Source organism: Mycobacterium sp. 3519A (assembly GCF_900240945.1).
In the GTDB taxonomy this organism is placed as follows: domain Bacteria; phylum Actinomycetota; class Actinomycetes; order Mycobacteriales; family Mycobacteriaceae; genus Mycobacterium.
Map to the genome: position 1 here is coordinate 626,038 of NZ_OESG01000013.1, position 13,050 is coordinate 639,087.

Annotated in this window: 19 protein-coding genes; 14 read left to right on the forward strand and 5 right to left on the reverse strand. The window is 66.1% G+C overall.

Translation table 11 applies throughout. From position 1 onward, the window contains the following. Nucleotides 1-33 precede the first annotated feature (33 nt). On the forward strand, nt 34-654 hold the full coding sequence (locus tag C1A30_RS10780) for a TetR/AcrR family transcriptional regulator (RefSeq protein ID WP_101948328.1): 621 nt from the start codon (nt 34-36) through the stop codon (nt 652-654). Here C1A30_RS10780 and C1A30_RS10785 read toward each other — a convergent pair. Next, a complete protein-coding gene (locus C1A30_RS10785) occupies nt 639-1,889 on the reverse strand; it encodes a cytochrome P450 (RefSeq protein ID WP_101948329.1) in 1,251 nt (416 codons plus the stop codon). The genes C1A30_RS10780 and C1A30_RS10785 overlap by 16 nt on opposite strands. A 119-nt stretch (nt 1,890-2,008) precedes the next feature. Here C1A30_RS10785 and C1A30_RS10790 point away from each other — a divergent pair, with 119 nt between their 5' ends. From C1A30_RS10790 to rpsQ, 13 genes are all read left to right on the forward strand, one after another. Next, nucleotides 2,009-3,589 (forward strand): carboxylesterase/lipase family protein, encoded by a 1,581-nt coding sequence (locus C1A30_RS10790; RefSeq protein WP_101948330.1) that lies wholly within the window; start codon nt 2,009-2,011, stop codon nt 3,587-3,589. Nucleotides 3,590-3,594: 5 nt separating this feature from the next. Continuing rightward, nucleotides 3,595-3,951 carry a nuclear transport factor 2 family protein gene (locus tag C1A30_RS10795; protein WP_200828237.1) on the forward strand — a complete coding sequence of 119 codons (357 nt, stop codon included), beginning with the start codon at nt 3,595-3,597 and terminating at the stop codon, nt 3,949-3,951. A 561-nt stretch (nt 3,952-4,512) separates the two neighbouring features. Next, the gene (gene rpsJ, locus C1A30_RS10800; protein ID WP_003883485.1) at nt 4,513-4,818 is read left to right on the forward strand and encodes a 30S ribosomal protein S10; all 306 of its coding nucleotides are present in this window, start codon (nt 4,513-4,515) and stop codon (nt 4,816-4,818) included. A gap of 12 nt (nt 4,819-4,830) precedes the next feature. Next, nucleotides 4,831-5,484: a 50S ribosomal protein L3 gene (rplC, locus tag C1A30_RS10805; protein ID WP_101948332.1), complete on the forward strand. Its 654-nt coding sequence runs from the start codon at nt 4,831-4,833 to the stop codon at nt 5,482-5,484. Continuing rightward, nucleotides 5,484-6,140, forward strand: a complete 657-nt coding sequence (gene rplD / locus C1A30_RS10810) for a 50S ribosomal protein L4 (RefSeq protein WP_101948333.1) — start codon at nt 5,484-5,486, stop codon at nt 6,138-6,140. The genes rplC and rplD overlap by 1 nt, the downstream gene beginning before the upstream one ends. Next, the gene (gene rplW / locus C1A30_RS10815) at nt 6,140-6,442 is read left to right on the forward strand and encodes a 50S ribosomal protein L23 (RefSeq protein ID WP_067804093.1); all 303 of its coding nucleotides are present in this window, start codon (nt 6,140-6,142) and stop codon (nt 6,440-6,442) included. The genes rplD and rplW overlap by 1 nt, the downstream gene beginning before the upstream one ends. 23 nt (nt 6,443-6,465) lie before the next feature. Continuing rightward, nucleotides 6,466-7,308 (forward strand): 50S ribosomal protein L2, encoded by an 843-nt coding sequence (rplB, locus tag C1A30_RS10820; RefSeq protein ID WP_101948335.1) that lies wholly within the window; start codon nt 6,466-6,468, stop codon nt 7,306-7,308. Between the two features lie 10 nt (nt 7,309-7,318). Continuing rightward, nucleotides 7,319-7,600 (forward strand): 30S ribosomal protein S19, encoded by a 282-nt coding sequence (gene rpsS / locus C1A30_RS10825; RefSeq protein WP_010908582.1) that lies wholly within the window; start codon nt 7,319-7,321, stop codon nt 7,598-7,600. After that, nucleotides 7,597-8,121 carry a 50S ribosomal protein L22 gene (gene rplV / locus C1A30_RS10830; RefSeq protein ID WP_101948338.1) on the forward strand — a complete coding sequence of 175 codons (525 nt, stop codon included), beginning with the start codon at nt 7,597-7,599 and terminating at the stop codon, nt 8,119-8,121. Before rpsS ends, rplV begins: the two co-directional genes overlap by 4 nt. Then, the gene (gene rpsC, locus C1A30_RS10835) at nt 8,121-8,978 is read left to right on the forward strand and encodes a 30S ribosomal protein S3 (protein WP_101948340.1); all 858 of its coding nucleotides are present in this window, start codon (nt 8,121-8,123) and stop codon (nt 8,976-8,978) included. Before rplV ends, rpsC begins: the two co-directional genes overlap by 1 nt. Nucleotides 8,979-8,981: 3 nt before the next feature. Next, nucleotides 8,982-9,398, forward strand: a complete 417-nt coding sequence (gene rplP, locus C1A30_RS10840) for a 50S ribosomal protein L16 (RefSeq protein WP_067804081.1) — start codon at nt 8,982-8,984, stop codon at nt 9,396-9,398. Further along, a complete protein-coding gene (rpmC, locus tag C1A30_RS10845) occupies nt 9,398-9,631 on the forward strand; it encodes a 50S ribosomal protein L29 (RefSeq protein WP_067804078.1) in 234 nt (77 codons plus the stop codon). Before rplP ends, rpmC begins: the two co-directional genes overlap by 1 nt. A gap of 2 nt (nt 9,632-9,633) precedes the next feature. Continuing rightward, nucleotides 9,634-9,945, forward strand: a complete 312-nt coding sequence (gene rpsQ / locus C1A30_RS10850; RefSeq protein WP_101948342.1) for a 30S ribosomal protein S17 — start codon at nt 9,634-9,636, stop codon at nt 9,943-9,945. Between the two features lie 48 nt (nt 9,946-9,993). Here rpsQ and zwf read toward each other — a convergent pair whose 3' ends face one another. The 4 genes from zwf to C1A30_RS10870 are packed head-to-tail and all read right to left on the reverse strand — an operon-like array spanning nt 9,994 to nt 13,050. Further along, the gene (gene zwf / locus C1A30_RS10855) at nt 9,994-11,499 is read right to left on the reverse strand and encodes a glucose-6-phosphate dehydrogenase (protein WP_101948344.1); all 1,506 of its coding nucleotides are present in this window, start codon (nt 11,497-11,499) and stop codon (nt 9,994-9,996) included. Beyond that, a complete protein-coding gene (locus C1A30_RS10860) occupies nt 11,496-11,981 on the reverse strand; it encodes a nitroreductase/quinone reductase family protein (RefSeq protein WP_101948346.1) in 486 nt (161 codons plus the stop codon). Before C1A30_RS10860 ends, zwf begins: the two co-directional genes overlap by 4 nt. A gap of 13 nt (nt 11,982-11,994) precedes the next feature. Beyond that, nucleotides 11,995-12,315, reverse strand: a complete 321-nt coding sequence (locus C1A30_RS10865) for an antibiotic biosynthesis monooxygenase (protein ID WP_101948348.1) — start codon at nt 12,313-12,315, stop codon at nt 11,995-11,997. 39 nt (nt 12,316-12,354) lie between these two features. After that, complete coding sequence (locus C1A30_RS10870) at nt 12,355-13,050, reverse strand: TetR/AcrR family transcriptional regulator (protein ID WP_101948350.1); 696 nt, start codon at nt 13,048-13,050, stop codon at nt 12,355-12,357.

Consider the following 13,050-nt stretch of genomic DNA (forward strand, 5'->3'; position numbering starts at 1 on the left):
CTTGTTTTCCCCGTCGGAGGTGATGTAAACGAGATGACGGCCACAAGTAGCGATCCACGGCCTGCCAGGTCGCGGGCCCGGTTACTGGACGCCGCAACGACGCTGCTGCGATCGGGCGGGCCGAGCGCGGTCACGATCGAGGCCGTCACCCGTAGTGCCAACGTAGCGAGAGCGACCCTGTATCGCCACTTCGGCAGCGCCAACGACCTTCTGGCTGCGGCGTTCGCGAGTCTGCTGCCGCCCGCACCGATGCCGCCGGCGGAGGGAAGCCTGCGCGATCAGTTGATCGCGGTGGTGGTGGGGTGGGCGGAATCCATCGCCGAGGTGCCCGCGATGCTCACGGCGATGACCTGGCTCGCATCAGGGCCGGACGCCGTCTCGACCGATGTGGGACAACACGATTCGGACGCCGTCGGCACCCTGCGGTCGCGGATCATCCAGCTGTACTCGGCGCCGTTCCAGGCGCTGTTCGAGACACCGCAGGCCGCCGCTGAACTCGACGAGGTGGACCTCATTCAGTCGATCGCCCTGTTGATCGGTCCGCTGATCCTCGGCCGGCTCTCCACGTTCGCCGACTTCGACTACCGCAGCTGCGCTGAGGCTGCCGTCGACGGGTTTTTAGCCACCCACGCCAAGAATCACTTGAGCGAGTAGCGAATCGGCAGGTGCTTGAGCCCGCCGACGAACGTCGTTGCGGAAAGCTCTGGCGTGCCTGCCAATTCGATGGACTCCAGCCGCGGGATCAACTCGGTGAACAGGCTGTTCATCTCCATCCGTGCCAACGCCGCGCCGAGGCAGAAGTGCACCCCGTACCCGAACGCGACGTGCCGGTTCGGGTCGCGGCCGACGTCGAACCGGAACGGATCGACGAACACCTCCTCGTCACGATTACCGGAAACGTAAGCGAGATAGACGGATTCGCCCTTGGCGATCTTCACGCCGCGCACTTCGGTGTCCTCGGCCGCGGTCCGCATGAACTCCTTGACCGGGGTGGCCCAGCGGATCATCTCCTCGACCGCCGTCGGCATCAGGTCCATGTTCTGGCGCAACCGGTCGAGTTCGCCGGGGTTCTCGATCAGCGCAAGCAGCCCCCCGGAAATCGCGTCCTTGGTGGTGTCGTGCCCGGCGCTCGCGACGATCACGTAGTAGGACAGCGTGTCCATGTCGGACATGTACTCGCCGTCGATGCGACCGTTGGCGATCGCGGACGCCAGATCCTCGGTGGGAGTGGCCCGGCGCGAGGCCGTCAACGCCGAGAAGTAGTTGAAGAAGTCGGCCAGCACCGCCAGCAGGTCCTCGGTCGAACCGCCGCGCTGATGTTCCTCGTCGTCACCGCCGAACATCTCCTGCGTCAGTTTCATCATGCGAGGAAAGTCGTCCTCGGGCAGGCCAAGCAGTGAAAGGATCACGTAGAGAGGGAAATTGACCGCAATTGCCTCAACGAAGTCGCACTCGGGCCCGATGTCGCGCATGGTGTCGACATAGCGTTTGGCCAGTTCGTCCACCCTGACCTTCAGATCACGCATCGCCTTGGGCCGGAACCAGTCGGCGCCGATGGCACGCACCTTGCGGTGGTGAGGATCGTCCATGTGGATCAGCGTGCGGATGCCCATGCCGGCCTCCTGCTGCGCCTTGAGCACGTCGTCGGCCTCCGCCCGCGCGAGCAGCGGGCGCGGTTCGGACAGCCAAAGCTCGTTGTTGCGCTCGATGGCCATGATGTCGGCGTGCTTGGTGATCGCCCAGAACGGCCGGTACGGCGGGTTGTCCACCCAGGCGACCGGGTTGTTCGCCCGCAGATGGGTCAGCGCCGCGTGCAGTCGCGCGTCGTCGGCATAGCCCTTCGGATCGGCCAATACCTTCGCGGCGTCATCCATCGTCGGCGTGCTCATTCGGGCTCCTCACTGCCGGGCTGCGGCGGAACTTGACGGGTGTCAAATCCGGAGTGTATGTGACGCGGGCCACCGATGGGAAGTGGGGCGGCATCAGGTCGCCACTAGGCTCTGTCGCTGTGGCCTGTCGATCGCTTCACCGCCTGTTGGCGCTCGCATTCAGCGTGGTGCTCGCGGTCGGTTGCGGACGCGGCGGAACCGAGCCGCCGAAGACCGCCAGGCCCTCGGATCCCGCGACGGTACATACGGCCGCAGGCACGGTACGCGGCCTCGTCGCTCCCGATCATCGACTCTTCGCCGGAATCCCTTATGCCGCACCACCAGTAGGCCCGCTGCGATGGCGACCACCCGAGCCGGCCGCCGCCTGGCAGGGGGTGCGCGACGCCACCCGGTTCGGGCCGAGGTGCCTGCAGGACCCTGGCGGCGACCCGGAATTCGGGCGGCAGACCGACGAGGACTGTCTGACGCTCAACGTGTGGACACCGCCGACTACCAGGGCCGACGAGAAGTTGCCTGTGATGGTGTGGATCCACGGCGGCGCGTTCATCAACGGCAGCGCGAGCGTCTACGACTCGCGGTGGCTGGCCAACCGGGGCGACATCATCGTCGTCACCGTGAACTACCGACTGGGCGCGATGGGCTTCCTGGCACACCCGGCGCTCGGCGCACCGGGCGACGTCGGCAACTACGGTCTGGCCGACCAGCAGGCGGCGCTGCGGTGGGTGCGCGACAACATCGCCGACTTCGGCGGGAACCCGGACAAGGTCACGCTGGCGGGTGAGTCCGCAGGGGGGATGTCGGTGTGCGACCACCTGGTGGCACCGGAGTCGGCCGGGTTGTTCAGGGCGGCGATCATCCAGAGTGGCCCGTGTCAGGCGCAACTGGCGCTGCCCGCCGCGGAGCAGGCCAGTCGCGACTACGCGGCCCAACTCGGTTGCGGCGACGTGCAATCCGCTGCACAGTGCCTGCGCGCATTGCCGGAAGGAAAACTGCGGGAGCCGGTCTGGTACTACCGCATCGGTGAAGACGCGCTGAGTGGTCCGGTGACGGGAACGTCGCGGCTGCCGGTCGATCCGATGGCTGCGCTGGGGGAGGGGCGCGCGACCAGGGTGCCGGTGTTGATCGGTAGCAACCGCGACGAGTTCACACTGTTCGTCGCGCTGCAGTATCTGCGCAAGGGTCCCTACACCCACGAGCAGTATCCGCAGCTGCTGGCCGAGACGTTCGGCGCCGACGCCGCCGCGGTCGAAGCGCATTATCCGCTGCAGAGATACGGCCTTGTGCCGGTTGCCTATTCGGCTGCGGTCACCGACGGGGTGTTCGCCTGCCCGACCGCTCGGATGAGCGACGCCATGGCGCGGACCGGGCCCGTCTACGCCTACGAGTTCAACGACCGGGATGCGCCGATGCCCGAACCGATGCGCACGCTGCCGTTCCCGGTGGGCGCGAGCCATTCGCTGGAATTGCGGTATCTCTTCGACGTCGGCGGTGCGCCGCCGCTCAACCCGACCCAGCAGGCATTGTCCGACCAGATGATCGACTACTGGGCGCATTTCGTCCGCACCGGCGAACCGGGTGCGCAGTGGCCCGGCTTCGGCGCCGACAAAAAACGGTTGTCGTTTCAAGCGGGCACGAGCACAGTGACTACCGACTTCGACGATGTTCACCAGTGCGCGTTTTGGGCAGGCCGGAAAGGTTGACCGCGATGCCGACTCCGGATCCGAACGGCTATGTCGAAGCGTGGGTGCGGGCCTGGAATGCGCACGACATCGAAGCGGTGCTCGCGCACTTCCACGACGATGTGCTGTTCACCTCACCGGTCGCGGCGCGGGTCGTGCCCGAGAGCGGGGGAGTGGTGCGCGGTAAGGCCGCCCTGCGGGATTACTGGACGGCGGCGTTGGCCAAACAGCCTGATTTGCAGTTCGCGGTGGTCGGCGTCTACCGCGGCGAATCGACGCTGGTGATCAACTACCGCAACCACCGCGGTGAACTGGTCAACGAGGTGCTGACCTTCGACGGCGGCCTGGTCCGGGAAGGCCACGGGACGTACCTGTCGGATTAGGTCTCACGTCACCAGGCCCTGTTCGCGCAGCCACTGCCGTGCGACGATCGCGGAGTCTGCGCCGTCGTTGTCGACCTCGGCGTTCAATAGATCTCGATGGGCTCCGGGTGGGCGTCTGAACGAAGTCCGCGACCGTGTTTCGGACGGTCAGTTGTTCGTTGTGTGTCTCAATTCTTTGTCGGTAACGGATCATGTAGCGATCATTTTGTGCCGGGCTGAAGCTCCGCCCGTCGAGCTTCCTTACTCTGGAGTAAGAAAGCCGCCCGTTCGGCGTGGCCAGGGATTTGGCTGACGTCGCGTTTTAGGGCATACTGTTCGGGTTGCCTTGAGCCGGGTACGCCTGGCCGGGGCATCCGACCAGCGCCCGTACGGGCGCATCCGGTACCCACCTCGATCGCGACATTTTCCGCCGCGGCTGAGTGTGCGTGAGGGCGACACGCCCGACCGCGGGGATCGGTGGACCACAGACAGATGAACAGCGGCGGCATACCAGCGCGAAGCGAGTGCGCCGAACGGAACGCGGTCCCGACAGGGGCCCTGTAGGAGTGAGGTAGGAGAAGCGTGGCGGGACAGAAGATCCGCATCAGGCTCAAGGCCTACGACCACGAGGCGATTGACGCCTCGGCGCGCAAGATCGTGGAGACGGTCACCCGTACCGGCGCCAGCGTGGTTGGTCCTGTGCCGCTGCCGACTGAGAAGAACGTGTACTGCGTCATCCGGTCCCCGCATAAGTACAAGGACTCGCGGGAGCACTTCGAGATGCGTACGCACAAGCGGTTGATCGACATCCTCGACCCGACGCCGAAGACCGTCGACGCGCTCATGCGTATCGACCTTCCGGCCAGCGTCGACGTGAACATCCAGTAGGAGACCCAAGAAATGGCACGTAAAGGCATTCTGGGCACCAAGCTGGGCATGACGCAGGTGTTCGACGAGAACAACAGGGTCGTGCCGGTGACGGTCGTCAAGGCCGGCCCCAATGTCGTGACCCGTATCCGGACGCCTGAGCGCGACGGATACTCCGCTGTCCAACTGGCATACGGCGAGATCAGCCCCCGCAAGGTGAACAAGCCGGTCACCGGTCAGTACGCCGCCGCGGGCGTCAATCCCCGCCGCCACCTCGCCGAGCTGCGGCTCGACGACGAGGCCGCCGCGAGCGAATACGAGGTCGGTCAGGAACTGACCGCCGAGATCTTCGCCGACGGCACCTACGTCGACGTGACCGGCACCAGCAAGGGCAAGGGCTACGCGGGCACCATGAAGCGCCACGGTTTCCGCGGCCAGGGCGCCAGCCACGGTGCCCAGGCGGTGCACCGTCGTCCGGGCTCGATCGGTGGCTGCGCCACCCCGGGCCGGGTGTTCAAGGGCACGCGCATGTCGGGCCGGATGGGCAACGACCGCGTGACGACGCAGAACCTGTTGGTGCACAAGGTCGATGCCGAGAACGGCGTGCTGCTGATCAAGGGCGCCATCCCCGGTCGTACCGGTGGGCTGGTCGTGGTCCGCAGCGCAATCAAGCGAGGCGAAAAGTAATGGCTACCAACAAAATTGACGTTCACACCCCGGCAGGCAAGAAGGACGGCTCCATCGAGCTGCCCGCCGAGCTGTTCGACGTCGAGCCGAACATCGCGCTGATGCATCAGGTCGTCGAGGCGCAGCTCGCCGCGAAGCGGCAGGGCACCCACGCGACCAAGACGCGCGGCGACGTCCGCGGCGGCGGCAAGAAGCCGTACCGCCAGAAGGGCACCGGTCGCGCCCGTCAGGGTTCGACGCGTGCACCGCAGTTCACCGGCGGTGGCACCGTGCACGGCCCGCAGCCGCGCGACTACAGCCAGCGCACGCCCAAGAAGATGATCGCCGCCGCACTGCGCGGGGCGCTGTCGGACCGGGCGCGCAACGGCCGCATCCACGCCGTCACCGAACTCGTCGAGGGCCAGACCCCGTCGACCAAGAGCGCCAAGGCGTTCCTGGCCACGCTGACCGAGCGCAAGCAGGTGTTGGTGGTGATCGGCCGCACCGACGAGACCGGTGCGCTGAGCGTGCGCAACCTTCCCGGTGTGCACATCCTGTCGCCGGATCAGCTCAACACCTACGACGTGCTGAAGGCCGACGACGTGGTGTTCAGCGTCGAGGCGCTGAACAGCTACATCAGCGCGAACACCAAGACTGCCGAGGAGGTTTCGGCCTGATGGCGACCGTGACTGACCCCCGCGACATCATCCTGGCTCCGGTCATCTCCGAGAAGTCGTACGGACTGATCGAAGACAACGTGTACACGTTCGTCGTGCACCCCGACTCGAACAAGACGCAGATCAAGATCGCGATCGAGAAGATCTTCAACGTCAAGGTCGCGTCGGTGAACACCGCCAACCGACAGGGCAAGCGCAAGCGCACCCGCGCCGGTTTCGGCAAGCGTAAGGACACCAAGCGCGCCATCGTGACGCTGGCCGCGGGCAGCAAGCCCATCGACCTGTTCGGAGCGCCGGCCTAGCCGGCAGAGGGACTTAAAGAATCATGGGAATTCGCAAGTACAAGCCGACGACCCCCGGTCGCCGCGGTGCCAGCGTCTCCGATTTCGCCGAGATCACTCGCGACCACCCGGAGAAGTCGCTGGTTCGTCCGCTGCACGGCAAGGGCGGTCGCAACGCGCACGGCCGAATCACCACCCGGCACAAGGGCGGTGGCCACAAGCGTGCGTACCGCGTGATCGACTTCCGTCGCCACGACAAGGACGGCGTCAACGCCAAGGTCGCGCACATCGAGTACGACCCGAACCGCACCGCCAACATCGCGCTCCTGCACTACCTGGACGGCGAGAAGCGCTACATCGTTGCGCCGCAGGGTCTTTCGCAGGGTGACGTGGTGGAGTCCGGCGCCAACGCCGACATCAAGCCAGGTAACAACCTGCCGCTGCGCAACATCCCGTCGGGCACCGTGATCCACGCGGTGGAGCTGCGGCCCGGCGGCGGCGCCAAGCTGGCCCGCTCCGCAGGCGCGAGCATCCAGCTGCTCGGTAAGGAAGGCACCTACGCCTCGCTGCGTATGCCGTCCGGTGAGATCCGCCGCGTCGACGTGCGCTGCCGCGCCACCGTCGGCGAGGTCGGCAATGCCGAGCAGGCCAACATCAACTGGGGTAAGGCCGGCCGCATGCGGTGGAAGGGCAAGCGCCCCACCGTCCGTGGTGTCGTGATGAACCCGGTCGACCACCCGCACGGCGGCGGCGAGGGCAAGACATCCGGTGGCCGTCACCCGGTCAGCCCGTGGGGTAAGCCCGAGGGCCGTACCCGCAAGGCCAACAAGCCAAGCGACAAGCTCATCGTCCGACGCCGGCGCACCGGCAAGAAGCACCACCGGTAGGAGATAGCCGATGCCACGCAGCCTGAAGAAGGGTCCGTTCGTCGACGACCATCTGCTCAAGAAGGTCGACGTCCAGAACGAGAAGAACACCAAGCAGGTCATCAAGACCTGGTCGCGGCGTTCGACCATCATCCCCGATTTCATCGGGCACACCTTCGCGGTGCACGACGGCCGCAAGCACGTTCCGGTGTTCGTCACCGAGGCGATGGTCGGGCACAAGCTGGGCGAGTTCGCGCCCACCCGTACGTTCAAGGGTCACATCAAGGATGACCGGAAGGCGAAGCGCCGGTGAGTATCACGACTGAATACCCGTCTGCGGTCGCGAAGGCGCGCTTCGTGCGCGTCTCGGCGACCAAGGCGCGCCGGGTCATCGACCTGGTTCGCGGCAAGAGCGTCGAGCAAGCCCTCGACATCCTGCGGTGGGCGCCGCAGGCCGCCAGCGAGCCGGTCGCCAAGGTGATCGCCAGCGCCGCGGCCAACGCGCAGAACAACGAGGGACTGGATCCGTCCACCCTCGTGGTCGCCACCGTCTACGCCGACGAGGGGCCGACCGCCAAGCGCATCCGGCCGCGCGCACAGGGTCGCGCGTTCCGAATCCGCAAGCGCACCAGCCACATCACGGTGATCGTCGAGAGCCGTCCGTCACGCGAGGACCGTCGCGGTCAGTCGGCCAGCTCGACGCGCGCCCGCCGTGCCCAGGGCAGTAAGGCGGCCGCGGCCAAGCAGGCACCGGCCAAGAAGGCGCCCGCCAAGAAGGCGGCCCCGAAGAAGACGACTGAAGCTTCCGCCGAAGCGAAGGAGGGCTCGGAGTAGTGGGCCAGAAAATCAATCCCCACGGCTTCCGGCTCGGTATCACCACCGACTGGAAGTCCCGGTGGTACGCCGACAAGCAGTACAAGGACTACGTCAAGGAAGACGTGGCGATCCGCCGACTGCTTGCCACGGGTCTGGAGCGCGCCGGCATCGCCGACGTGGAGATCGAACGGACTCGCGACAGAGTTCGTGTTGATATCCACACCGCGCGCCCCGGCATCGTGATCGGCCGCCGCGGCACCGAGGCCGACCGGATCCGCGCCGACCTGGAGAAGCTGACCGGTAAGCAGGTTCAGCTGAACATCCTCGAGGTGAAGAACCCGGAGTCGCAGGCGCAGTTGGTGGCTCAGGGTGTGGCAGAGCAGCTCTCGAACCGCGTGGCGTTCCGTCGCGCGATGCGCAAGGCCATCCAGTCGGCCATGCGTCAGCCCAACGTGAAAGGCATCCGGGTGCAGTGCTCGGGCCGCCTCGGCGGCGCTGAGATGAGCCGCTCGGAGTTCTACCGCGAGGGTCGGGTGCCGCTGCACACGCTGCGTGCCGACATCGACTACGGCCTGTACGAGGCCAAGACCACCTTCGGCCGGATCGGCGTGAAGGTGTGGATCTACAAGGGCGACATCGTCGGTGGCAAGCGCGAGGCGACCGCGACGGTTCCTTCGGGCGCCGATCGTCCGCGCCGCGAGCGGCCGTCGGGCACCCGCCCGCGTCGTAGTGGTGCGTCGGGTACCACCGCGACGAGCACCGATGCCGGTCGCGCCGCCTCCGGTACCGAAGATGCGCCGGCCGTCGCCGAAGCGACCGGCGGCACCGAGGCCGCCGCTGCCGAAGCGCCGACCACGGAGACAACGGAGAGCTAAGAAATGCTGATTCCCCGCAAGGTCAAGCACCGCAAGCAGCACCACCCCCGTCAGCGCGGCATCGCCAGCGGCGGGACGTCGGTCAGCTTCGGTGACTACGGTATCCAGGCGCTGGAGCATGCCTACATCACCAACCGGCAGATCGAGTCCGCTCGTATCGCCATCAACCGGCACATCAAGCGTGGCGGCAAGGTGTGGATCAACATCTTCCCGGACCGCCCGCTGACCAAGAAGCCCGCCGAAACCCGCATGGGTTCGGGTAAGGGTTCGCCGGAGTGGTGGGTCGCCAACGTGAAGCCCGGCCGGGTGCTGTTCGAGCTGAGCTACCCCGATGAGAAGACCGCACGGGATGCGTTGACCCGCGCGATCCACAAGTTGCCGATCAAGGCGCGCATCGTGACTCGAGAGGATCATTTCTGATGGCAGTGGGAGTGACTCCTGGCGAACTTCGCGAACTGACCGACGACGAGTTGAAGGACAAGCTGCGCGAGTCCAAGGAAGAGCTGTTCAACCTGCGCTTCCAGATGGCGACCGGTCAGCTCGCCAACAACCGTCGGCTTCGTACGGTGCGTCAGGAAATTGCGCGTGTGTACACAGTGCTGCGCGAACGTGAATTGGGCCTGGCGTCCGGGCCCGCGGGTGAGGAATCGTAAAAATGGCAGAAACACAGGCCTCCAAAGACAAAGGGCCGAAGCACACTCCGCGCGCGGAGAAGCCGCGCGGGCGGCGCAAGACCGCTATCGGTTACGTCGTGTCGGACAAGATGCAGAAGACGATCGTGGTCGAGCTGGAAGACCGTAAGAGCCACCCGCTCTACGGCAAGATCATCCGGACCACCTCGAAGGTCAAGGCGCACGACGAGAACGGCGACGCCGGTGTCGGCGACCGCGTCTCGCTGATGGAGACTCGTCCGCTGTCGGCCACCAAGCGGTGGCGGCTGGTCGAGATCCTCGAGAAGGCCAAGTAGCCCCAAGCAGACACGACAAGCCCCCGCCACGGCGGGGGCTTTCGTGCGTCAGCTGTCGCTCTTGGCCTCGCGCCAGGCTCGTTCGAACGGCAACCGCCATGCATTCGGCGCGATCAATTGGTGAATGGCGTTGGGGCCCCAACTGCCCTGCGGATATGACTTGGCGGGCGGCGGGTCGGCGAGCAGGTCGGCCGACCGCTCCCACAGCGACTCGATGCCTTCGGCGGTGGTGAACAAGGTGTGGTCGCCGCGCATCGCGTCGAGCATCAGACGTTCGTAGGCCTCCAGCACGTCGGTGCTGCTGCCGACCTCCTGCGTCGAGAACTGCATCGACAGCTTCTCCAGCTTCATGCCGGGGCCAGGGCGTTTGCCGTAGAACGACAGCGACACCTTGGAATCCTCGGCGAGGTCGAAGGTGAGGTGATCGGGCCCCTGCGCGCCGACACCCGAACCGGGCGCGAACATCGACCGCGGCGCCTCCTTGAACGCGATCGAGATGATGCGCATGCCCTCGGCCATCCGCTTACCGGTGCGTAGATAGATCGGCACCCCCGCCCACCGCCAGTTGTCGATGCCGACCTTGAGCGCGATGAACGTTTCGGTATCGGAATCCCTTGCCACACCTTCTAATTCGCGGTAACCAGTGAACTGGCCGCGCACCACGTTCTTCGGGTCGACCGGCAGCATCGACCTGAACACCTTGTTCTTCTCCTCGCTGATGGCGCGGGGCTCCAACGCCGTCGGCGGCTCCATCACCACGAAGGCCATCACCTGGAACAGATGGGTGACGACCATGTCCTTGTATGCGCCGGTGCTCTCGTAGAAGTTCGCACGCTCGTCCAGACCGAGCGTCTCGGGGATGTCGATCTGGATGTGGTCGATGAAGTTGCGATTCCAGATCGGCTCGAACAGTCCGTTTGCAAAGCGGAACGCCAAGATGTTCAGCGCCGCCTCTTTACCGAGGAAGTGGTCGATGCGGAAGATCTGATCCTCACGGAACGTCTCGTGCACAAAGTCGTTGAGCGCCACGGCACTTGCCAGATCGGTGCCGAACGGCTTCTCCATCACAACGCGCGAGCGGTCCACCAGGTTCGCATCACGCAGCGTCGCGATCACCGCGTGCGCGGCCTTCGGCGGCACCGACAGGTAGTGCAGCCGGCGTACGCCTTGGCCGAGTTTCTTCTCCGCGTTCTCGACCGCGGCGGCCAGCGCATCGGGTCCCGCGCTCTGTGGCACATAGGTGACTGTTTCCGCGAACCGCCGCCATTGCTCGGTGCTGAGTTTGTGGGTGCCGAAATCCTCGATGGCCGATTTGGCCACTTCGAGGAACTCGTCTCGGGTGAGGTCTTCCAGCGAGGTGGCGACGATCTCGATGTGGGGGGCCAGCTCGGATTGGTCGAGATACGCCAGCCCGGGGATCAGTTTGCGTCTCGCGAGATCGCCTGTCGCGCCGAACAGGACGACCACATGGGGATCGACCGCGATGTCCTCCTGGCGGTACGGACGTGAGCCGGGAGCGGGATAGGAGATCGTCTGCGGCTTGCTGGTCGTCACTGTGGGCATACTTCCAGCCTAAACACCGGGTGTGTGTGCGCTGCCCGGACGAATTCGTCGTCCGCCGAGTCCATGCCGACGTCGAGATAGGGCAGGACGAAGAACCGCCGGAACACGGCCACGATCGGGCGCGGGATACCGGGCGGACCGGCCAGCAAGCTGGCGCGCAGCACGGGTCCGGCTTGTTCGGCGGGCAGCTCGACGGCGCAGATCTGCTCGACGTCGCCGCCGCGGCGCAGTTCGGCCGTGCCATCGGCGGCGCGCAGGTTGCGCACCCAGTTGACGATGCCGTACGACGCCACCAGGTACTCGCTGTCGCCGTGACCGAAGACGACAAGCGGAACGCTCACCGGCGTGCCGCTCTTGCGACCGCGCACGGTAAGCACGGCGAAGGTTCCGATCCGGACGCCTGCGCGGATGAGTGCCCGCATCACGGCGTTGTTGAATCGGACAAAGACGTTGACTCGGTACGCTTTCGGCATCGTCAGGCCTGCGTCAGTCCGCGGTGGCTTCGATGGCGACTCGGTAGATCGCGGGATGAGCGGTGACGGCGAATTCCTGCATGGACCGCTGCGCGCTCTGCTGGAAGAAGTCCTGCGATGTTGCGGCGTGGAGTGCTTCCGCGCTGTCCCACTCCGCGACATTGACCAATTGGTATCGGGTGTCGGGGCTCAGCGCGCTGTGCAGCCGCAGTGACCGGAAACCGGGTTGCCTGCTCAAAAAGGCCGCGCGTTCCTGCCAGCCTTGGACGAAGGCGTCGACCTCGGTCTGCGGGATCTCGAAGATGTTGATCAGCGTGATCGGTTCACTGTCCATACCTCTATGACGCAGCGCGGCGGCCCGACATGACAAGGGCTATGGCATCTTCGCCGCGATGCCGTCGAGAAGCTGATCCAGGCCGGCGCGGAACTCGGCGACGTGGTCGTCGTCGGAGTCGTCGAACACCCCCGCCGCGACAGCCGCCGCCAGCGCGGGGAAGCGCTCGCCGTCCACCAGACGCCTCAGCAGTCCGGCATAGTTCGGGCCTTCGGCGGCGGCCTCGATGTCCAACGCCGCGGCACCGCGCACGTAGTGCAGCACCGCCATCACCGCTGCCAGCTTGTCCCGTTCGGTCAGCCCGGTCGGGCCCAACGCGGCCAACCCGGCGTCCAGCCACGCCAGTTGTCCGGGATCCAGCGGCGGGCCTGCCGTCGCGGTCTGCAGCACCCACGGATGGCGGTGGTAGACGTCCCACAGCCCATCGGCCCAATTCGCAAGCGCGCCACGCCAATCCGACGGATCGCGGGGGGTGGGTGGGGGATCCGGTGCCGTCGACAACATGAACGTCAACAACTCGTCCTTGTTCGCGACGTGGCGGTAAAGCGACATGGTCCCGCAGCCCAACCGCTCGGCCAGCCTGGCCATCGACAGCGCGTTGAGGCCCTCCTGCTCGACCAACTCGATCGCCGCCCCGACGATCGTCTCCCGGTTCAGGCCGCGACCGCGGCGCGTCGATGGCTTGTCGCGCCAGAGGATCTGCAGCGCCCTCGGCAGCGGCTCGTCGGTCGTCAT